Annotated in this window: 12 protein-coding genes and 4 pseudogenes; 6 read left to right on the forward strand and 10 right to left on the reverse strand. The window is 64.6% G+C overall.

Annotation, left to right across the window (positions count from 1 at the left end; translation table 11 throughout):
* Window positions 1-106: 106 nt before the first annotated feature.
* The 9 genes and pseudogenes from ACFQDL_RS03370 to ACFQDL_RS03405 all read right to left on the reverse strand — a co-directional run bounded on the left by ACFQDL_RS03370 (window position 107) and on the right by ACFQDL_RS03405 (window position 9,761).
* Window positions 107-799, reverse strand: a complete 693-nt coding sequence (locus ACFQDL_RS03370) for a Crp/Fnr family transcriptional regulator (RefSeq protein WP_379907820.1) — start codon at window positions 797-799, stop codon at window positions 107-109.
* Window positions 800-961: 162 nt separating this feature from the next.
* A pseudogene (moaA, locus tag ACFQDL_RS03375) lies at window positions 962-1,961 on the reverse strand (GTP 3',8-cyclase MoaA).
* A gap of 25 nt (window positions 1,962-1,986) precedes the next feature.
* Window positions 1,987-2,232, reverse strand: a complete 246-nt coding sequence (locus ACFQDL_RS32905; protein WP_465264011.1) for a peptidylprolyl isomerase — start codon at window positions 2,230-2,232, stop codon at window positions 1,987-1,989.
* A pseudogene (locus ACFQDL_RS03380) lies at window positions 2,221-2,858 on the reverse strand (peptidylprolyl isomerase); the annotation flags it as partial. The pseudogene ACFQDL_RS03380 and the gene ACFQDL_RS32905, both read right to left, overlap by 12 nt.
* A 119-nt stretch (window positions 2,859-2,977) precedes the next feature.
* A pseudogene (gene narI, locus ACFQDL_RS03385) lies at window positions 2,978-3,651 on the reverse strand (respiratory nitrate reductase subunit gamma).
* Window positions 3,652-3,666: 15 nt separating this feature from the next.
* Complete coding sequence (gene narJ, locus ACFQDL_RS03390; RefSeq protein WP_379907821.1) at window positions 3,667-4,230, reverse strand: nitrate reductase molybdenum cofactor assembly chaperone; 564 nt, start codon at window positions 4,228-4,230, stop codon at window positions 3,667-3,669.
* 35 nt (window positions 4,231-4,265) lie between these two features.
* The gene (locus tag ACFQDL_RS03395; RefSeq protein WP_379907822.1) at window positions 4,266-4,394 is read right to left on the reverse strand and encodes a hypothetical protein; all 129 of its coding nucleotides are present in this window, start codon (window positions 4,392-4,394) and stop codon (window positions 4,266-4,268) included.
* Between the two features lie 59 nt (window positions 4,395-4,453).
* Window positions 4,454-6,015: pseudogene (gene narH / locus ACFQDL_RS03400) on the reverse strand (nitrate reductase subunit beta).
* Complete coding sequence (locus tag ACFQDL_RS03405; protein ID WP_379907823.1) at window positions 6,012-9,761, reverse strand: nitrate reductase subunit alpha; 3,750 nt, start codon at window positions 9,759-9,761, stop codon at window positions 6,012-6,014. Before ACFQDL_RS03405 ends, narH begins: the two are co-directional and overlap by 4 nt.
* Window positions 9,762-10,299: 538 nt before the next feature.
* On the opposite strand from ACFQDL_RS03405, the gene ACFQDL_RS03410 reads away from it, so the two are divergent.
* From ACFQDL_RS03410 to ACFQDL_RS03430, 5 genes are read left to right on the forward strand one after another with little or no spacing between them, the layout of a single operon-like run.
* Window positions 10,300-12,105 (forward strand): TOL_0244 family TonB-dependent receptor, encoded by a 1,806-nt coding sequence (locus ACFQDL_RS03410; protein WP_379907824.1) that lies wholly within the window; start codon window positions 10,300-10,302, stop codon window positions 12,103-12,105.
* On the forward strand, window positions 12,102-12,836 hold the full coding sequence (locus tag ACFQDL_RS03415; protein ID WP_465263943.1) for a YfiR family protein: 735 nt from the start codon (window positions 12,102-12,104) through the stop codon (window positions 12,834-12,836). The genes ACFQDL_RS03410 and ACFQDL_RS03415 overlap by 4 nt, the downstream gene beginning before the upstream one ends.
* The gene (locus ACFQDL_RS03420; protein ID WP_379912839.1) at window positions 12,769-14,247 is read left to right on the forward strand and encodes a sensor histidine kinase, YfiR-like protein-associated; all 1,479 of its coding nucleotides are present in this window, start codon (window positions 12,769-12,771) and stop codon (window positions 14,245-14,247) included. Before ACFQDL_RS03415 ends, ACFQDL_RS03420 begins: the two co-directional genes overlap by 68 nt.
* Window positions 14,244-14,678 (forward strand): response regulator, encoded by a 435-nt coding sequence (locus tag ACFQDL_RS03425; protein ID WP_379907825.1) that lies wholly within the window; start codon window positions 14,244-14,246, stop codon window positions 14,676-14,678. Before ACFQDL_RS03420 ends, ACFQDL_RS03425 begins: the two co-directional genes overlap by 4 nt.
* An 11-nt stretch (window positions 14,679-14,689) precedes the next feature.
* Window positions 14,690-16,423, forward strand: a complete 1,734-nt coding sequence (locus tag ACFQDL_RS03430) for a putative bifunctional diguanylate cyclase/phosphodiesterase (RefSeq protein ID WP_379907826.1) — start codon at window positions 14,690-14,692, stop codon at window positions 16,421-16,423.
* A 34-nt stretch (window positions 16,424-16,457) separates the two neighbouring features.
* On the opposite strand, the gene ptsP is transcribed toward ACFQDL_RS03430, so the two are convergent.
* Complete coding sequence (gene ptsP, locus ACFQDL_RS03435) at window positions 16,458-18,170, reverse strand: phosphoenolpyruvate--protein phosphotransferase (RefSeq protein ID WP_379907827.1); 1,713 nt, start codon at window positions 18,168-18,170, stop codon at window positions 16,458-16,460.
* Between the two features lie 233 nt (window positions 18,171-18,403).
* Between ptsP and ACFQDL_RS03440 the strand changes: the two genes are divergently transcribed.
* Window positions 18,404-20,608, forward strand: a complete 2,205-nt coding sequence (locus tag ACFQDL_RS03440) for a glycosyltransferase (protein WP_379907828.1) — start codon at window positions 18,404-18,406, stop codon at window positions 20,606-20,608.
* The last annotated feature ends 78 nt before the right edge of the window (window positions 20,609-20,686 follow it).

The following is a 20,686-nucleotide window of genomic DNA, read 5'->3' on the forward strand; positions in this document are numbered from 1 at the left end:
CTTCAAAACCTCCCAGGCAGAAAATTGCTCCTGCATTTCCGGAGCGCCGGACCGCTGCCCACATGGCGGGGCGGCGCTCCGCGGGCGGCCTTCCGCCATCCCTGGCCTAGATCATCTCCTGCAGTGCCGACACGTCGAGGACCTGCAACTGACGGGTCGTGCCCTCGACGATGCCCTCCTCCTTGAGGTCGTGCATGATGCGCGACAAGGTCTCGGGCTGCATCGCCAGACGCGACGCGATCAGGCGCTTGGCCACCGGCAGCTCGATGTGGCCGGTATTGCCCGTTGCATCCGGTACCAGCAACTGCAGCAGGTAGCGCACGAAACGGTGGCGGGCGTTCTGCAGCGTCAGGGTTTCGATCTCGTCGAGGCGCAGGTGCAGCCGGCGCGCCATCGAGGCCATGACCCGAAAACAGGCCTGGCTCGAAGCTTCGAGGCAGCCCTTGTAGGCCAGGTTGCTGAACGACAATACCCGGGTCGCGCCCAGCGCCTCGGCGTTGACCGGATACTGGGTCTGGGACATGAACATCACCGCCTCGGCCAGGCTGTCGCCTTCACGCATCAGGTGTACCACCTTTTCCTGACCGTCGAAGGCGATGCGAAACAACTTGATGCTGCCGGACAGCACCAGGAAGAAGCGTTCGGCCTTGTCGCCCTGGGTGAAGAGCCGCTCGCCGCCATCGAGATCGAGCAGCCGGGCTCGGGCCGTGGCCTGTTCGAACTCCTCGTCATCGAGGGCATCGAACAGCATATGATGTCGGGCCTGTTGCAGTGCAGTGTTGATATCGCCTCTTTTCATGGGAACTCCTGGGCGTTTTATTCAATATTGTGTTCGGTGCCAATTGGCGGTGATGCGGTGCCGTTCGCGTTCCGGTGCGGTGCGGTGCGCTTCGCTTACCGGCACCCTACGTCCTGTCCGACTGTGTAGGGTGCTGGTGAGCAACGCGAACCGCACCGCTTCTCACCCGCCTGTCATGTTCATAAAACGCAGTACCTGCGGCTGGTCGGGGTCGTCGAACCAGTGCTGCTTCGGCTTGCGCCGTACCGCTTCCACTATAGCCGCCTTGAGCCGTTCGAGATCGCCGGGATAGCGGCGCAGCAGGCCGCGCAGGTCGACCGAATGTTCATTGCCCAGGCACAGCAGCAGCCGCCCCTCGGCGGTAACCCGGACGCGGTTGCAGCTGGCGCAGAAATTGTGGCTGTGGGGCGAGATCAGGCCGATACGTACCCGGCTGTCGGCCATGCGGTAATAGCGCGAGGGTCCGCCGGTGGTTTCGGTGCTTGGCAGCAGTGGGTAACGCTCGCCGATGCGCGAGAGCACCTCGTCGCTGGAGCAGAAGGTCGCATCGCGGTCGTGCTCGGAGATGGCGCCCAGCGGCATCTCCTCGATAAAGCTGATATCGACACCGCGGTCGCGGGCATAGTCGACCAGCGGCAGGATCTCGTCGTCGTTGCGCCCGTTGAGGATCACGGCATTGAGCTTGATCCGCTCGAAGCCGGCGCCGATCGCCGCATCGATGCCGTCGAGCACCTGGCCCAGGCGGTCGCGACGGGTCAGGCTGGCGAAACGCACCGGATCCAGGAGTCGAGGCTGATATTGAGACGCTTCAGGCCCGCTTCGCGCAATGGGCGGGCATATTTACTCAGCTGCGAGCCGTTGGTGGTCATGGTCAGCTCGTCGAGGCCCTCGAGGCGGCCGAGGTTCTGCACCAGTTCGAGGATATCGCGCCGTACCAGGGCTCGCCGCCGGTCAGGCGGATACGCCTGACGCCCAGCTCGCTGAACGCGCGGCCCACCAGCGCCATCTCCTCCAGCGTCAGCACCCGGGCCCGCGGCAGGAACTGCATCTCCTCGGCCATGCAGTAGACACAGCGGAAATCGCAGCGGTCGGTGACCGACAGCCGTACATAATCGATGCGCCGGCCGAAGCCGTCTATGAGTTCTGCAAAGTTTCGAGGCATCTTCTGTTCCTGCGGGGCGCTTTCCTTATTGCAGCAGCAGCGAATCGGCCGCCTGCATCTCGTGGCCCTGGATCTCGGCCTGGCCGGCCAGCAGCGCGATGTACTGGTTGATGCCGCGACGGTAGACCTGTTCGCGCAGATAGGCGCGAATCCGGTCCTCGACCATTGCGTAGTCCAGAGGCTGCCCCGGCACCCGCTTGTCGATGCGCACCACATGATAACCATAGCGACTTTCGACCGGACTGGCGCAAAGACCTTCGTCAAGGCTCAGTACCTGGCGCTCGAACTCCGGCACCGTCTGGCCCTTGTCGAGCTGGCCGAGCTGGCCGCCGAGCTCCTGGACGGGCAGTCGGAATGGGCCTGGGCCAACGCGGCGAAGCGCTCCGGCGCCTGCTGCAGCTGCGCGATCAACGCCTCGGCTTCCGCCTTGCGCTGCGCCCGCTCCTCGGGGTCATTGGGATCGGCGCCGAGCAGGATATGGCTGGCGGCGACATAGTCCGGGGTACGGAATTTCTGCGGGTTGGCCTCGAAGTAGCGCCGGCAGTCGGCCTCGTGTGCCTGCGGCAACTCGACCTCGTCGGCCAGCAGTTGGCGGATGCACGCCTCCTCGTCGGACTCCCCGTCCTGCGGCAGCGCCTCGATGCCGAGTTCGCGGGCACGGTCGAGCAGCAACTGGCGCACCACCAGTGCCTGCACCGCCTGTACGCGCGCCTCGTCGACGCCGTCGGCCGGGTGATACTGCATCTCGTGGGCGATGCTCTCTTCGCTGATCCGCACGCCGTTGACGCGAACCTCGGCAAACGCCGGCGGTTCGGTCGGCAGGCTGCGGGTATCGATCAGTTGCATGATGTTCTCCTTGGGTGACGCGTTACGCGTTGTGTTGGGTTGCGCTGGCATTTGTGCTCCTGCAATGCCGGCCTTCCCGCCATCCGTGGCGGTCGCTTCGCTCCACCCAACCTACATGAGCGGTTGTAGGTTGGGTGAAGTTCCGAAGGGACGAAACCCAACACCCATCGTTAACGGGTGCGGACCACCTGGTAGCTGCGGTTGAAGTATTTCACCGGCACGCTCCAGATATGCACCATCCGGGTGAACGGGAAGACGATGAACATCGTCAGGCCGACCAGGATGTGCAGCTTGTAGATCAGGCTGACATCGGCGATATGGGCCGCCGCACCGCTTTGCAGGGTCACCAGGCTCTGGGCCCAGGCGGCGAGCTTGAGCATCACGCTGCCGTCGAGGTGGCCGAGGGAGAACGGGATGGTCAGCAGGCCCAGGGTCACCTGGACGAACAGCAGCGCCAGGATGAAGATATCGGCCCTGGTGCTGGTCGCCCGCACCCGCGGCTCGCCGAGACGGCGCTTGAGCAGCAGGAAGGCGCCGGCCCAGCAGGCGATACCGGCGGCGCCGCCGCTCACTATCGCCAGCAGCTGCTTGTTGCCGCTGGAGATGAAGGGCTCGTAGAGCGCATGGGGGTCAGCAGCCCGACCAGGTGGCCGAAGAAGATGAACAGCACCCCGACGTGGAACAGCACGCTGGCGCGGCGAAAGCCCTTCGAGCTCAGCATCTGGCTGGAACTGGCGCGCCAGGTGAACTGTTCCCGGTCATAGCGGATCCAGCTGGCGATCAGGAAGGTCGCGCCGGCGATATAGGGGTAGACCCCGAACAGCAGATCGTTGATATAAGACATTTTTCCTCTCCCGACTCAGTTGGCGCCCGAGGCTGCCGGACTCTGTGACATCGGCTGGATATGCAGCGGACGCACCTGATCGATCTGGGCGCGACGCTGCTGCACAGCGTTATCGCCGCAGTCCTGGGCGCTGCCCTCGGTAAAGCGCACCATCTCCTCCTCCCAGACCCGATCGAGCGCTTCCGGGGTATCGTCGCGCGCTTCGGCCGCGACCTTCTCGCGCAGCGCCTCGCGCTCGACACTGACACCGGCGATACCGAGCAGGGTCTCGAACAGCACCGCATAGTCGCTGCCGCGCTCGCTCAGGCGCACCTCCAGCAGGCTCAGGATGTGGCAGACCTCGCCGAGCCACTGCTCCGCCTCTTGCTGCGGCCGTTTCGACAGGTACTCGAGGAACAGCGGCAGATAGTCCGGCAGCTCGCGGCTGTCGAGGACGAAGCCGTTTTTCTCGTACACCGCCATCAGGTCGACCATTGCCTGGCCGCGGTCGCGGGACTCGCCGTGGACATGCTCGAACAGCAGCAGCGAGAGCGAGCGGCCGCGATCGAACAGGCCGACGTAGTTCTCCTGGGCATCCATCAGGTCGCGGGTGCAGAGCTGCTCGGCGAATTCGATCAGCGCCTCGCGCTGATCGGCGTCCGGGCCTTGTCGGCCCGCAGTTCCTCGACCAGGTCCCGCCGCGCCTCGAACAGCTCAGCGCCCGGATAGTCCAGCAGCAGTGAAATAACCTTGAGGCTACGCATTTTTTACCTCCAGCATTCCCGGGAGCAGGTGTTGAGTTCGTGCCAGGGCGTGTTGGGTTTTAGGCATCTTCCAGCTCCTTCGGGTCGACCTGCTTGACCCCGCTGATCTTCTGCACCATGGTGACGTTCTGCTTCTTGGCGCCGAACAGGTTGAACTCGCTCTCGCCGCCGGCACAGCCGTTGCCGAAGCTGAAGCCGCAGCCGTTGCGTTCCGGGAAGGCCTCCTTCGCCAGTTCGCGGTGACTGGTCGGGATCACGAAGCGGTCCTCGTAGTTGGCGATCGCCGGTACCGGTACATCTCCTGCACCTGGCCTTCGGAGAGGCCGACGTCCTCCAGCACCTCGAGGTTGCGCTTGCCTTCGACCTGCTCGTCGCGCTTGTAGGCGCGCATCGCCAGCAGGCGCTTGAGTGCCAGCACCACCGGCTTCTCGTCGCCCGCGGTCAGCAGGTTGGCGAGGTACTTGACCGGGATGCGCAGACTGTCGACATCCGGAATGGCGCCGTTCATGCCGACCTGGCCGGCATCGGCGGCGGACTGGATCGGGCTCAGCGGCGGCACGTACCAGACCATCGGCAGGGTGCGATATTCCGGGTGCAGCGGCAGCGCCAGTTTCCAGTCCATCGCCAGCTTGTACACCGGCGACTGCTGCGCAGCCTTGATGACGCTGTCGGCGACGCCGTCGCGACGGGCCTGGGCGATGATCGCCGGGTCGTGCGGATCGAGGAAGATCTCCAGCTGCTTCTCGTACAGGTCCTGTTCGGAACCGCTGGCCGCCACTTCCTTGATGCGGTCGGCGTCATAGAGCATCACGCCGAGGTAGCGGATGCGGCCGACGCAGGTCTCGGAGCAGACGGTCGGCATGCCGGCCTCGATGCGCGGATAGCAGAAGATGCACTTCTCGGACTTGCCGGTCTTCCAGTTGTAGTAGATCTTCTTGTACGGACAGCCGGAGACGCACATGCGCCAGCCGCGGCACTTGTCCTGGTCGATCAGCACGATGCCGTCTTCCTCGCGCTTGTAGATGGCGCCGGACGGGCAGCTGGCGACGCAGGCCGGGTTCAGGCAGTGCTCGCACAGCCGCGGCAGGTACATCATGAAGGTGTTCTCGAACTGGCCGTAGATCTCCTTCTGGACGTTGTCGAAGTTCTTGTCCTTCGAGCGCTTCTTGAACTCGGTGCCGAGGATCTCCTCCCAGTTCGGGCCCCACTCGATCTTCTTCATGCGGTCGCCGGTGATCAGCGAGCGCGGACGGGCCACCGGCTGGTGCTTGCCCTCCGGGGCGTTGTGCAGGTGCTGGTAGTCGAAGTCGAACGGCTCGTAGTAGTCGTCGATCTCCGGCAGGTCGGGGTTGGCGAAGATGTTCGCCAGCACCCGCCACTTGTTGCCGATGCGCGGCTCGATATCGCCGTTGGCCTTGCGCACCCAGCCGCCCTTCCACTTGTCCTGGTTCTCCCACTCCTTCGGGTAGCCGATACCGGGCTTGGTCTCGACGTTGTTGAACCAGGCGTACTCCATCCCCTCGCGGGAGGTCCAGACGTTCTTGCAGGTGACCGAGCAGGTGTGACAGCCGATGCACTTGTCCAGGTTCAGCACCATGCCTACTTGCGAACGGATTTTCATTTCACGGCCTCCTGTACATAGTCGTGGCCTTCACCGTCGAGCCAGTCGATATTCTTCATCTTGCGCACCACCACGAACTCGTCGCGGTTCGAACCGACGGTGCCGTAGTAGTTGAACCCGTAGGACTGCTGTGCATAGCCGCCGATCATATGGGTCGGTTTCGGACAGACGCGGGTCACCGAGTTGTGGATACCGCCGCGGGTACCCGAGGTTTCGGCGCCCGGCACGTTCACGATGCGCTCCTGGGCGTGGTACATCATCGTCATGCCCTCGTTGACGCGCTGCGAGACCACCGCACGCGCCGCGATGGTGCCGTTGGTGTTGAAGATCTCGACCCAGTCGTTGTCCTCGATGCCGACCTTGGCGGCGTCGCCCTCCGACATCCAGATGATCGGACCGCCGCGGGACAGGGTCAGCATCAGCAGGTTGTCGCTGTAGGTGGAGTGGATGCCCCACTTCTGGTGCGGCGTGATCCAGTTCAGCGCGATCTCCGGGTTGCCGTTGGACTTCTTGTTCATGATCGGGTGCACCGACTTGGTATTGATCGGCGGCCGATAGACCAGCAGGCTCTCGCCCAGATCGCGCATCCACTGGTGATCCTGGTAGAACTGCTGACGTCCGGTCAGGGTGCGCCAGGGGATCAGCTCGTGGACGTTGGTGTAGCCGGCATTGTAGGAGACGTGCTCGTCCTCGAGGCCCGACCAGGTCGGCGACGAGATGATCTTGCGCGGCTGCGCCTGGACGTCGCGGAAACGGATCTTCTCCTCCTCCTTCGGTTCGGCCAGATGGGTATGGTCGAGACCGGTGAACTCGCCCAGTGCCTCCCAGGCCTTGACCGCCACCTGACCGTTGGTCTCCGGCGCCAGCGCCAGGATCATCTCGGCGGCGTCGATGGCGGTCTCGATGCGGGCACGGCCCTTGCTCTCACCCTCGTCGACATGGGTCCAGTTGAGCTTCTTCAGCAGGTCGACCTCGTCCTTGGTATCCCAGCTGATGCCCTTGCCGCCGTTGCCGACCGACTCCAGCAGCGGGCCGACCGAGGTGAAGCGGGCATAGGTGTTGGGGTAGTCGCGCTCGACCACGCTCAGGCTCGGCATGGTCTTGCCCGGCACCGGCTCGCACTCGCCCTTCTTCCAGTCCTGGACGCCGAACGGCTGCGCCAGCTCCGCCGGGGTGTCATGCTGCAGCGGCAGCGTCACCAGGTCCTTCTCGACGCCGAGGTGACCGACGCAGACCTCGGAGAACGCCTTCGCGATGCCCTTGTAGATGTCCCAGTCGGAACGGGCTTCCCAGGCCGGATCCGTGGCCGCGGACAGCGGGTGGATGAACGGATGCATGTCCGAGGTGTTGAGGTCGTCCTTCTCGTACCAGGTCGCGGTCGGCAGCACGATATCGGAATAGAGGCAGGTGGTGGACATGCGGAAGTCCAGCGTCACCAGCAGGTCGACCTTGCCCTCCGGCGCCTGGTCGTGCCAGACGACCTCTTCCGGCTTCTTGCCGCCGGTCGCGCCCAGGTCCTCGCCCAGCACGCTGTGGTTGGTGCCCAGCAGGTACTTGAGCATGTACTCGTGGCCCTTGCCGGAGGAACCGAGCAGGTTCGAGCGCCAGATGAACATGTTGCGCGGGAAGTTCTGCGGGTTGTCCGGATCCTCGGCGGCGAAGCGCAGGGTGCCGTTCTTCAGCTGCTCGACCGTGTACTCGGCCGGGTTGCGGCCGGCCTGTTCGGCCTTGCGCACCAGCTCCAGCGGGTTGGTGCCCAGCTGCGGACAGGACGGCAGCCAGCCCATACGCTCGGCGCGGACGTTGTAATCGATCAGGCTGCCGGTCCACTTGGACTTGTCGGCCAGCGGCGAGAGGATCTCCTGGGCCTCCAGCTTCTCGTAGCGCCACTGGCTGGAGTGGTTGTAGAAGAAGGAGGTGCCGTTCATGTGACGCGGCGGACGCTGCCAGTCGAGGGCGAACGCCAGCGGCAGCCAGCCGCACTGGGGACGCAGTTTTTCCTGCCCGACGTAATGCGCCCAGCCGCCGCCGCTCTGACCGATGCAGCCGCACAGCACCAGCAGGTTGATCAGCCCGCGGTAGTTCATGTCCATGTGGTACCAGTGGTTCATACCGGCACCGACGATGATCATCGAACGACCGCGGGTCTTGTTGGCGTTGTCGCCGAATTCACGGGCGATGCGCTCGACGATCTTGCGGTCGACACCGGTGATGCGCTCCTGCCAGGCGGGCGTGTAGGGCGCGTTGTCGTCGTAGCTCTTCGCCACGTAGTCGCCGCCGAGACCGCGGTCGATGCCGTAGTTGGCCAGCATCAGGTCGTAGACGGTGACCACCAGGCTCTCGCTGCCGTCGGCCAGCTTGATGCGCTTGGCCGGCAGGTTGTGGTGCACTACGTCGGCGATCTTGTTGTCCTGGAAGTACTCGTTTTCGACACCGCCGAAATAGGGGAAGCCGACCGATACCACCTCGTCGTGATCGTCGAGCAGGCTGAGCTTGAGCTGCGTTTCCTGGCCCTCGCCGCCCTCTTTCGCCTCGATGTTCCACTTGCCCTTCTCGCCCCAGCGGAAGCCGATCGAGCCGTTCGGCACGACGTAGCGTCCGGAGGCCTCGTCGAAGGCGACGGTTTTCCAGTCCGGGTTGTTGTCCTGGCCGAGGTTGGCGTCGAAGTCGGACGCACGAACGAAGCGGCCGGCGGCGTACTGGCCGTCGTCACGCTTGTCGAGCTGCACCAGGAACGGCATGTCGCTGTAACGGCGGCAGTAGTCGGTGAAGTACTCGCTCGGATTGTCGACGTGGAACTCTTTCAGCACCACGTGGCCCATTGCCATTGCCAGCGCCGCGTCGGTGCCCTGCTTCGGGTTCATCCACAGATCGCAGAGCTTGGCGACCTCGGAATAGTCCGGGGTCACGGCGACGGTCTTGGTGCCCTTGTAGCGCACCTCGGTGAAGAAATGGGCATCGGGGGTACGGGTCTGGGGGACGTTGGAGCCCCAGGCGATAATGTAGTTGGAGTTGTACCAGTCGGCCGCTTCCGGCACGTCGGTCTGCTCGCCCCAGGTCATCGGCGAGGCCGGCGGCAGGTCGCAGTACCAGTCGTAGAAGCTCAGGCAGGCGCCGCCGATCAGCGACAGATAGCGGGCGCCGGCGGCATAGGAGACCATCGACATCGCCGGGATCGGCGAGAAGCCGACCACGCGGTCCGGGCCGTACTGCTTGATGGTGTAGGTGTTGGCCGCGGCGATGATCTCGTTGACCTCGTCCCAGCTCGAACGCACGAAACCGCCCTGACCACGGACGGACTTGTAGGATCTGGCCTTGTCGCTGTTCTCGACGATCGACGCCCAGGCTTCGACCGGCTCGAGACTGGTGCGGGCTTCACGCCAGAGCTTGAGCAGGCGCTTGCGCACGGTCGGATACTTCAGCCGGTTGGCACTGTAGATATACCAGGAGTAGCTGGCGCCGCGGGGGCAGCCGCGGGGCTCGTGATTCGGCAGATCCGGACGGGTGCGCGGATAGTCGGTCTGCTGGGTCTCCCAGGTGATCAGACCGTTCTTGACGTAGATCTTCCAGCTGCAGGAGCCGGTACAGTTGACGCCGTGGGTCGAGCGCACGATCTTGTCGTGCTGCCAGCGCTGGCGGTAACCGTCCTCCCAGTCGCGGCTCTCGCTCCGGGTCTCGCCGTGGCCCCCGGCGAAGGTGCCCTGTTTCTTCTTCAGGAATCTCAATCGATCAAGCAGATGGCTCATGGTTCTCTCTCCTGAAACCTTCAGGTCAGGACGGAACCTGGACCCGACGGGTCTGGCTCCGATCTTGGGGTTTTGAATCCGGTGGCGGCAGGCGAGGTATTGCTGCCTCTCCCGCCGGCATTGGGGCCACTCTAGGTCAGCCGGGTCCTGCGAAAGTTGACTCAGATCAACGCCCGCCGACCGGCCTCCGGCCTGCCAGGGAGCGAATACCACTTTGGTGGTACCTCCAGATGAAGAACCCAACTTACTGAAAGAAAACCACTTTTTAGGTCAGGACCGACGTTTTCGAGGGACCGGCGGCGAACCCGGGGTCTTAGTGGGTAATACCCGTCCGGAACGCCGGATTTCGGATTGGCCTAACCCCGGAATAGCGACTATCCTGCATGCTGTATGCATATATAACTGGACGCTCTGACTATGCCGGCAAGGATGTCAAGGAAGCGCCGGGCAGCCAGCGCGCTGCCGACCCGCTACCGTTCGCTGCCGTTCAGCCTTTATATCGGGCTGTCCTGGCTTGCACTTGCCCCTCTCCCGGCCAGTGCGCTCCCCCCGACGAGCTGATCGAACTCAGTCTCGAAGATCTGGCGAACCTGACCATCAGCTCGGTTTCGAAGACACCCGAACGGCTGTCCGATGCCGCCGCGTCGGTGTTCGTGATCACGGCCGAGGATATCAGGCGCAGCGGTGCCACCCGCCTGCCCGAGGTCCTGCGCCGGCACCGAACCTGCTGGTCGCCCGCACCGGCGCCGACAGTTACGCCATCAGCGCCCGCGGCTTCAATTCGACCACCGCGAACAAGCTGCAGGTGCTGATCGACGGCCGCATCGCCTATACCCCGCTCTACTCCGGGCTATTCTGGGATGCCCAGGACCTGATGTTGGAGGATATCGAGCGCATCGAGGTGATCAGCGGCCCCGGGGCCACCCTCTGGGGCAGCAACGCGGTCAACGGCGTGATCAATGTGATCAGCCGTCCGGCCAGCGAGACCCGGGGAACGCTGCTGAGAGGCGGCGCAGGCAACCTCGAGCGCGGTGCGGCACTGCGCCATGGCGGCCCGGTTGGCGCCGACAGCCATTTCCGGGTCTATGGCCAGGGGTTCCGGGTCCCGCAGTCGGAGCAGGAAAACGGCAGCGGCGCCCGTGACGGCTGGCACAAGGGGCAGGCGGGCTTTCGCCTCGACAGCGGCGAACTGACGCTGCAAGGTGATCTTTATGAGGGCCGGCTGAACCGGGAAACGGCCGATAGCGGCGAGATCCGCGGCCTCAACCTGCTCAGCCGCTGGCGCCACGACCTCGACGACGGCTCCAGCCTGCAGTTGCAGGCCTATTACGACAGAACCGAGCGCGAACTGCCCGGTCTGTTCGCCGAGACGCTGGATATCGTCGATCTCGAGCTGCAACACAACCTGAACGCCGGGGACGGTCACCGGGTTGTCTGGGGGCTGGGCTATCGTCATGCCTGGGACGAGGTCAGCAACTCGGCGCTGCTGCAGTTCCTGCCGGACGACGAACGGCTGCACTGGAGCAACGCCTTCGTTCAGGACGAAATCCGCCTGCGCCCCAACCTGCACCTGACGCTCGGCGCCCGCCTCGAGCACAACCGCTACACCGGTTTCGAGTTCATGCCCAATGTGCGCCTGGGCTGGAACCTGACGCCCCGGGACCTGCTCTGGGCCTCCCTGGCCCGTTCGGTGCGCACGCCGTCGCGCCTCGACCGTGACTTTTTCGTTCCCTTCCTGCCGTCGGCGGGCGGGCCCTTCAACGGCGGCCCGGATTTCGAGTCCGAAACGGCCGACTCGCTCGAGCTCGGCTATCGGGGGTCGCGCGGCGGACGCTTCAACTACTCGATCACCGCCTTCTACCAGGATTACGACAAGCTGCGGGCGGTCGAGCCGGTCGGTGACGGCACTTTCGTACTCGGCAACGGAATCGAAGCACAGATCTACGGCCTCGAGGCCTGGGGCGACTACCAGGTCAACGAAGGCTGGCAACTCAATGCCGGCGCCCTGCTGCGGCGCGACGAGCTCGATCTCGACCGCGGCAGTCTCGAGACCTCCCAGGGCAATGACCCGTCGCACCAGTGGCTGCTGCGCTCGCGGCATGCACTGAGCCCGGTACACGAGTTCGACTGGACGATCCGCCATGTCGGCAAGCTGCCCGACCCGGAGGTCCCGGCCTATACGGCGCTCGATATCAGACTCGGCTGGCAGCCGAGGCCCGAGTTGGAACTGTCGTTGTCGGGCTGGAACCTGCTCGATGACCGTCATCCCGAGTTCGGCCAATCCGGGTCACGCAGCGAGGTCGAGCGCAGCCTGTACCTGGAACTCCTGTTGAGGTTCCGATGATGCGACCGATTGCGAGTCTGCTCGCCCTGCTCTGCCTGGGTGCCGGCCTGCTGGGTGCAGCCACGGCACCGGCGCAGGAGGCGGCACCGGAAACGCGAATCAAGGCGGCCTTTCTGTACAAGTTCTGCCACTACGTGGAATGGCCCGATCAGGCCTTCGAAGCCCTGGACAGTCCAATCCGGATCGGCATCGTCGGTGCCGAAAACATCGCCGATGAACTCGAGCGGGCGGCGCAGGGCCAGCGTATCGGCCGGCGACCGTTGCAGCTGCACCGTCTCGATCCCGATGCCGACCCGGCGGGCATCCATCTGCTATTCGTCGACGCCGGCACGCTGAATGCCCGCCCGCCCATTCTGGGCCGCCTGCAGCACCAGCCCGTGCTGCTGGTGACCGACAGTCCGGCAGGGCTCGACACGGGGGAACCATCAACTTCGCCGTCGAAAACGACCGGGTACGCTTCGATGTCTCGCTGGCCGTGGCCAGCGAGCATTCACTGCGTATCAGCTCGCAGCTGTTGTCGGTGGCACGACAGGTACGGAGGGCACAGCCATGAACCGGCATCTGGACGCCGTACGGCACACCGACTTTCCAGCCTCCGCCGCCCCGCCGTCGTCACGGCAGGCCTTCGGGCTGCGGTCGATCCGTCACAAGCTTTCGCTCGGGGTGCTGCTGAGCACGGTGACGGCACTGTTGATTTCGGGCGCCGTCATCATCTACTACGACCTGAGTGATTTTCGCCAACGTACATTGCAGGACCTTCGCACCCAGGCCGACCTGCTCGGCCAGGCCAGCGTGGCGGCGCTGCAGTTCGATGACGCCGACACCGCGACCGCCCAGCTGAGCCTGCTGCGGCTGCGTCCGCAGATACTGGCGGCCACCCTTTATGGTGTCGATGGCAAGGCCTTCGCCCGTTACAGCGCCGGCGGCGTCACGGACCTGCCGCTCCCGACGCGGGTCGACGACACCGCCTATCGCATCGACGGTGACCGGCTGCTGCTGTCCCGCCCCATTCTGTTCGACGGCGAGCGGCTGGGCTTCATCTACCTGTTGGCAAACTACCCCTACCGGGAGCGGTTGCTACGGGATGTCGGCATCGTCGTCGGCGTGGCCCTGTTCGCTCTGGCGATCTCGATGTTGATCTCGCTGTGGATCCAAAGCCGCATCACCCGGCCGGTCCTGCGGGTCAGCGAACTGGCGCGACGGGTGGTCGAGCAGCGTGACTATGGCCTGAGAGCCGATACCGGCGGCGACGACGAGATCGGTTATCTGGTGCAGGCCTTCAACGACATGCTGGCCGAAATCGGCCGCCGCACCGCGGAACTCGAATCCAGCAACCGCCGCCTCGGGGAGGAGATCCACGAGCGCCGCCAGGCCAGCGAGGAGATCCGGCGCCTGAATGCCGAGCTCGAACAGCGCGTCCAGCTGCGCACCGCCGAGCTGGAGAACGCCAACAAGGAACTGGAGGCCTTCAGCTACTCGGTGTCCCATGACCTGCGGGCACCGTTGCGCTCGATCGACGGCTTCAGCCAGGCGCTGCTCGAGGACTGCCTGGACTCCCTCGACGCCACCGGGCAGGATTATCTGAACCGCGTGCGCGCCGCTGCCCAGCGCATGGGGGTGCTGATCGACGACCTGCTGAACCTGTCCCGCGTCAGCCGTGCGCAACTGACACTCGAACCGCTGGACCTCAGCCTCCTGGCACGGGAGATCCTGGCCCAGCTTAGCGAACAGGAGCCCGAGCGCGATGTGACGGTCGATATAGAGAATGGCCTGCTCTGCCGGGGCGATCCGAGGCTGATCCGGGTGGCGCTGGAGAATCTGCTCGGCAATGCCTGGAAATACAGCGCCCGGCGCGAACGGGCACGGATCGCCTTCTATCTGCGCGACGGCGAACAAGGGCAGGCGTTCTGCATCGAGGACAACGGCGCCGGCTTCGACATGGCCTATGCCGACCGGCTGTTCGGCGCCTTCCAGCGCCTGCACGACGCCCGCGACTACCCCGGCACAGGCGTCGGACTCGCTACGGTGCAACGCATCATCCGCCGCCACGGCGGAGATGTCTGGGCCGAGGCCGAAGTAGACCAGGGTGCCCGCTTCTATTTCAGACTGCCGGCACCGACGCCGGACGGAGACGCGTCATGACCAACAAGCCGATACTGCTGGTAGAAGACAACCCGGACGACGAAGCCCTGGCGCTCAGGGCCTTCCGCAAGAGCAACATCAGCAACGGCATAGAGGTCGCCCGGGACGGCGCCGAGGCCCTTGATTACCTCTTCGCCCGCGGCGCCTATGCCCACAAGGAAGGCCTGGAGCTGCCGGCGGTGGTGCTGCTCGACCTCAAGCTGCCGAAGATCGATGGCCTCGAGGTGCTGCGCCAGATACGGCAGAACGAACGAACCCGCTCGCTGCCAGTGGTGATCCTGACATCGTCGCGGCAGGAGGAGGATCTGGTCCGGGGCTATGACCTCGGTGCCAACAGTTACGTCCGCAAACCGGTTGATTTCAACGAATTCGTCACGGCCGTCGGCCAGTTGGGCATGTACTGGCTGCTGCTGAACGAGTTGCCCTACTAGGGAGTGCCATCATGGATAGAACACCGCTCAAGGCGCTGATCATCGAGGATATGGAGGACGATGCTCAGCTGCTGCTGCGCGAACTGCAGCGCAACGGTTACGACACCGATTATCGCTGCGTCGATAACGAAAAGAACCTGCTCGAAGCCTTGCAGGAGCCCTGGCAGATGGTCTTCTCCGATTTCACCATGCCCGCCTTTGACGGACGCAAGGCCCTGCAGCTGGTGCGCCAGAAGGATCCGGACCTGCCCTTCATTTTCGTCTCCGGCACCATCGGCGAGGAGCGTGCCGTCGAGGCCGTGAAGTCGGGCGCCCAGGACTATATCCTCAAGGGCAACCTGCGGCGGCTGTCGGCCGTTATTCCGCGGGAGCTGCGGGAGTCGGAGACCCGGCGCCAGCGGCGCGCGGCCGAGCGGCGAATTCAGTTTCTCGCCAACTACGACGAACTGACTGCCCTGCCCAATCGAGCCCTCTTCATCCATCGCCTCGAGCAGACCCTCGAGCAGGCGCGCCGCGTCGGCATGATGGTCGGTCTGGTGCACCTGAACCTGGTGCGCTTTCGCGATATCAACAGCAGTCTTGGCCAGAATGCCGGCGATGCGCTGCTCAAGCAGGTGGCGCGACGCCTGATTCGCCACGCCCGGGCCGAGGACTTGATTGCCCGCCTCTCCGGCGACGAGTTCGGGATGATTCTGCCGGGGCTGCTGCTGAAAAGCGAACTGGTCCAGGCCCTGCGCCAGCTTCTGGCGGCGCTGACCGAACCGGTTACGCTGCACGGCTACACGCTGCAGGTTCAGGCCAGTATCGGCGTCAGCGTTTTTCCGGCAGACGGAGAGCAGGGCGACGAGCTGCTCCGAAATGCCACCATGGCGATGCAGAGGGCACGACAGGACGGCGGCGGCTGCCGCTTCTTCAGACCTGAGATCCTCGCACAGCTGCAGCGGCGCCTGAGTCTGGAGCGTGAGCTGCAAATGGCGGTAGAAAACCAGGCATTCAGCCTCTGCTACCAGCCACAGGTAGATCTCGCCACCGGTCGGGTGACCGGCCTCGAAGCGCTGATTCGCTGGCGACACCCGAGTCGTGGTCCCGTCGCCCCGGACGTTTTCATCCCGGTCGCCGAAGAAACCGGGCAGATCCTGCCGATCGGCCAGTGGGTACTGGGCGAGGCGTGCCGCCAGCTCGAAAAGTGGCAGGCGGCGGAGCTCGGCTCGACCCCGAACCTGGCGGTGAATATATCGGCGTTCCAGTTCCGCCAACGCAATTTCGCCGACATTGCCCAGCGAGTCATCGAGCACCACCAGCTGAACCCCGAACGTCTTGAACTCGAGATCACCGAAACCGCCTTGATGCAGGACCCGGACAGCACGCTCAAAACCCTGAAGAAACTGCGCGACCTCGGCGTCTCGATCTCACTCGATGACTTTGGCACCGGCTACTCGAGCCTGAGCTACCTGAAACGCTTCCCGGTCAATGCGCTGAAGATCGACAAGAGCTTCGTCGACGACCTGCCGCTGGATCTCGACGATATCGCCATTGTGCGGGCAATCATCGCACTGGCCGAACGCCTGAAACTCAATGTCGTCGCCGAAGGCGTCGAAACCCGCGAACAGGCATTGTTCCTGCGCGACGAAGGCTGTCAGCTCGCCCAGGGCTACTTTTTCCTGCGGCCGGTACCGGGCGTCGAGATCAACCCCCTGCTGACACTGCCGCCGCCCTTCGTTTCACGACTGAGGCGTGACTGTTGAGTTTGAGACAGCCTCAGGTGAGTATGAGACCGCCTCAGGCCCCGGGCCGGAGGGCGTCCAGCAATTGCGCAACCTGCTCCGCGCTGTCGGCCGCCAGCGACCGTTCGGCCAGGTCCTCGAGGTCGCTCAGCCGGTGGCGGCGCAGCCGGTAGCGCACCGACGCCGAGCGCACCGGACTCATGCTCAGCCGGCGCACCCCCAACCCCACCAGCAGGCTGGCGATAGCGGCCTCCCCGGCCGCCTCGCCGCAGACACAGATCTCACGATCGGCTTCGTCACAGGCGCGCACAACCTGACGGATTGCGCGCAGCACCGACGGATGCAGTACCGACGAGGTTTCCAGCAGCTCCGTGGCATTGCGGTCGGCGGCCAGCATCAGCTGTGTCAGGTCATTGGTACCGATGCTGATGAAATCGACGAGCGCCAGGATCTCGGGCAGCGCGAACAGCGCCGACGGGGTTTCGATCATGGCGCCGACCGGTGGCAGCCGGTCGAGACCGGCTGCCTCGGACTCGCGCCGCAGCAGTTCAATTCCCTGACGCAGGTCACTCGGACCCAGCACCATCGGGAACAGCACGCTGACATCGCCGCTGCCGGCAACCCTGGCGATCGCCTGCAACTGCGCCGAGAACAGCTCGGGTTCGGCCAGCGAAAAACGCAGTCCACGCAATCCGAGGTTGGGGTTGGATTCACGACGGCGCGAGATAAAGGCCGGCAGCTTGTCGCCACCCAGATCCAGCGTGCGAATGACCAGCGACCGCCCCTCCAGCGCAGCAACCAGCTGGCGATAGACCTCCAGTTGCCGATCGGACTCCGGCGGTGTCGGCGCATCCAGGTAGAGGCACTCGGTACGAAAAAGCCCGACGCCGTGGAGATAGTGGCGGGCGACCAGGGCCGCCTCGTCCTGGCGATTGATGTTCGCCAGCAGCTTTATCGGCGTACCGTCGAGGGTCACGCAGTCCAGCTGCTCGGCACTGGCTTCGGTCGCGGCATGGCGCTCGTAGCGCTGCTTGCGGCCGGAGAAGTCTTTCAGCGCGCCGGTACTCGGCATCAGCGTCACCTGTCCGGCCACGCCGTCGACCAGCAGCCGGCTGCCGGACTCTATCAGGGTGCAGGCATCGGTCACCGCTGTCACCGCAGGAATGCCGAGCGCCCGGGCCAGGATGGCGGCATGGCTGTTTACACCGCCGGCTTCGGTGACGATCCCCGCCAGGTGCCGTCGGTCGAGGTCGATGGCTTCCGACGGCAGCAGCTCGCGGGCGACGATCACAGACCCGGACGGCAGCGCTGCGAGGCGCGGGCTGTCCTCGTGCGCCAGCTGGCGCAGCACCCGCTTGCCGACATCGCGCAGATCCAGCGCCCGCTCGCGCATGTATTCGTTCTCGACCGAGGCCAGCAGACGCGCCAGATCGCTGATCTCGCCGTCCAGCGCCTGCTCGACATTGACCAGGTCATCGCTGATGCGCTGCTTCACCTTGTCGCTGAACTGGCGGTCGCGCAGCAGCGCCAGATGAGCGGAGAAAATCGACGACTGCGTATGCCCGAGCTCGTCGAGCACACGCTGCTCGAGTTGTCCCAGCTCGTCGCAGGAACGTTCGAGAGCGTCGTGAAAACGAGCGATTTCACGATCGACCTCATTAAAATCGATGGAATATTGCGGAATGTCCGAGGTTTGCGCCAGGTCCAGAATGACCGCTATGCCCTCGGCATAACCTGGCGATATCGGAACCCCCGTCAAGCTTCGCACTTGCGTCTCCGGCGTTCATCACGAAAGCGGCAGTTCAGTCGAACCTGCACTCAAACAGGAATCTGCCTACTCTGTTAGACAGCATAGTCGCAAATCGTCACACGTTCGGACGGCATCGCCGGGGCTGGGCCGACAGGATACCCGTCGTTGCGGCAGGGACGCGCAGAGAGGAGCCGGCGTTGCAACGGCTATCCTTAATCCTGGCCCCCGACGCCGTTACCGACAGGCCCGTTATGAGACTCCGGCCCCTCAAGGCACTCTTTTACAGCTGCGTACTGATCGTCTGCCTGCTGCTGGGCTACAAGGCGTATCTGAACTTCTTCCTGCCGGACTTCGAAGCCGAGCACAGTACCCAGATCGAGCGTATCCAGCAGCGGCTGCAGGACCGTCAGCAGTTCAGTTTCGCCGTCGTCGGCAATATCCGCAACTCGATCGGCATCTTCGAGCACCGCATCATCCCCCGGCTGAACGCCTCCGGCGTCGATTTCCTGGTGTCATCCGGCAATGCCGTCAGCGGTGGCGGCGAGGACAACTACCGGGCGCTGTTCGGCAGCCTCGGCCACCTGGAGGTGCCCTACCTGCTGACCTTCGGCGAACGGGAGTACGAGGAGTTCGGCAGCTACCGCTACTACGAGCACTTCGGCCCGCATTTCTTCAGTTTCCGCGCCGGCAACAGCCGCTTCATCTTCCTCGACAGCAGCGGCAAGACGCCCTGGCGCTGGCAGTTGCTCTGGCTGCAGGACCTGCTCCAGCGCAGCGATGCCGCCCGCCGCTTCCTCTTCGTCTCCCATCCACCACTGCCGCCACCACAGGCGAAGATCGACGGCGAGGATCTGCTGCAGCCCGCCGCCTTCAGGGAGGCGCTGCTGAGGCTGATCCGCCAACACCGGATCGACGCCGTCTTTTCAGCCCAGCTGCCGCTCTATGCCGAACGGCCGCTCGATGGCACCCGCTTTTTCACCACCGGGGGCGGCGGCGGCCTGGTACTCGACCGCGACAAGAGTTTCTACCACTACCTGCAGGTTTCGGTTTCACCCCAGGGGCTGGAGGTCGCGCTGCAGCCGCTCGAGGGCAGCCAGCCGGCGCTGTGGCGGCAGCTGGAAAGCCTCTGGCTGTTTATTTATTCGCTGATCTATGTCGGCTATTTGAATTTCATCCTGATCACCAGCCTGCTGGCGCTGGCGGCGATCAAGCTGCATGCGCTGGTGTTCACGGATCGCGACTACTATCCCGACTACGATCTGGACCTGACACCCTGGTCGCAGCGGCCGCTGAAAGTGGCGATGTTCAGCAACAACTACCTGCCCTTCATCGGTGGCGTGCCGCTGTCGATCGAGCGGTTGCGACGCGGACTCGAGGCGCTCGGCAATGCGGTGCTGATCGTCGCGCCGGGCTACCGCGAGCAGCCGGCGCCGGAGCCCGGCGTGATCCGGGTCCCGACGCTGCTGACGCTGGGCGTCCGGCGCGAGTTTCGCCTGGCGAACGTCTTCCTGCGCCGCATCCGTCGTGACGTCCGGGCCTTCGCCCCCGACCTGATCCACCTGCATCACCCCTTCTGGCTCGGCTCCCTCGGGCTTTGGCTCGCGCGCCGCCTGGGCGTGCCGGCGGTCTTCACCTATCACACCCGGCTCGAGCACTATGCCCATTTCGTGCCACTGCCGGGCATCCTGTTCCGCAACCTGATCTCCCATGCGCTGATCCGCCGCTTCGCCAACCGCTGCAACGGCGTCATCGTGCCCACCTGGTCCGCGGAAGAATACCTGCGCCTGATCGGTGTCCGTACACCGATCCTGATCCAGCCCACCGGCATCGACGTCGAGCACCTGCGCCGGTACGACGCCAGGGCTGTCCGGCGCCTGAAAACATCGCTGGGACTGGCTGACGAGCGGGTGCTGATCAGCGTCTCGCGCCTCTCCAACGAAAAGAACATCGATTTTTTGATCGACGCCATCGATTGCCTGCACCGGCGTACGAGCCTGCCCTTCCGGCTGCTGATCATCGGCGATGGCCACCAGCGCAAACGGTTGCAGACGCGTATCGAGGCGCTGCAGCTGGATCGCCATATCGTCTTGCTCGGCGCCGTGCCGCCCGACGAGATCGCCCTGTATTACCGTCTCGGCGACCTCTTCGCCTTCGCCTCCAAATCCGAAACCCAGGGCATGGTGATTCTCGAGGCGATGGCGGCGGGGCTGCCGGTGGTGGCGGTGCGCGCCAGCGGCATCGACGATGTCGTGTGCCAGGGCGGCAACGGCTTCAAGACCGCGGAAAACATCGAACAGTGGAGCGAACGGGTGCTACAGCTGCTGGAGGACGAAGCATTGCGCCAGACGATGGCCCGCGAGGCGCAGGCACTGGCAGCAGAGCACTCGATCGAGCGCTTCGCCGCCCGGGTACGGGAGTTCTACGATACCCTGCTCGCCACCTCGCCGAAGCGGTAACCTCTCAAGTCGGGTGACGCGTAACGCGTAACGCGTAACGAACGATTATTGGACTTCGGCCTCAGCCTGACCTACGAC

Source organism: Marinobacterium aestuariivivens (assembly GCF_042661465.1).
In the GTDB taxonomy this organism is placed as follows: domain Bacteria; phylum Pseudomonadota; class Gammaproteobacteria; order Pseudomonadales; family Balneatricaceae; genus Marinobacterium_A; species Marinobacterium_A aestuariivivens.

Coding starts and splice junctions, on each gene's coding strand:
- ACFQDL_RS03370 (WP_379907820.1), bottom strand. CDS start 799: ATGAAAAGAGGCGATATCAACACTGCACTGCAACAGGCCCGACATCAT.
- narJ (WP_379907821.1), bottom strand. CDS start 4,230: ATGGATGCCCAGGAGAACTACGTCGGCCTGTTCGATCGCGGCCGCTCG.
- ACFQDL_RS03395 (WP_379907822.1), bottom strand. CDS start 4,394: ATGCGTAGCCTCAAGGTTATTTCACTGCTGCTGGACTATCCGGGCGCT.
- ACFQDL_RS03405 (WP_379907823.1), bottom strand. CDS start 9,761: ATGAGCCATCTGCTTGATCGATTGAGATTCCTGAAGAAGAAACAGGGC.
- ACFQDL_RS03415 (WP_465263943.1), top strand. CDS start 12,102: ATGATGCGACCGATTGCGAGTCTGCTCGCCCTGCTCTGCCTGGGTGCC.
- ACFQDL_RS03425 (WP_379907825.1), top strand. CDS start 14,244: ATGACCAACAAGCCGATACTGCTGGTAGAAGACAACCCGGACGACGAA.
- ACFQDL_RS03430 (WP_379907826.1), top strand. CDS start 14,690: ATGGATAGAACACCGCTCAAGGCGCTGATCATCGAGGATATGGAGGAC.
- ACFQDL_RS03440 (WP_379907828.1), top strand. CDS start 18,404: ATGAGACTCCGGCCCCTCAAGGCACTCTTTTACAGCTGCGTACTGATC.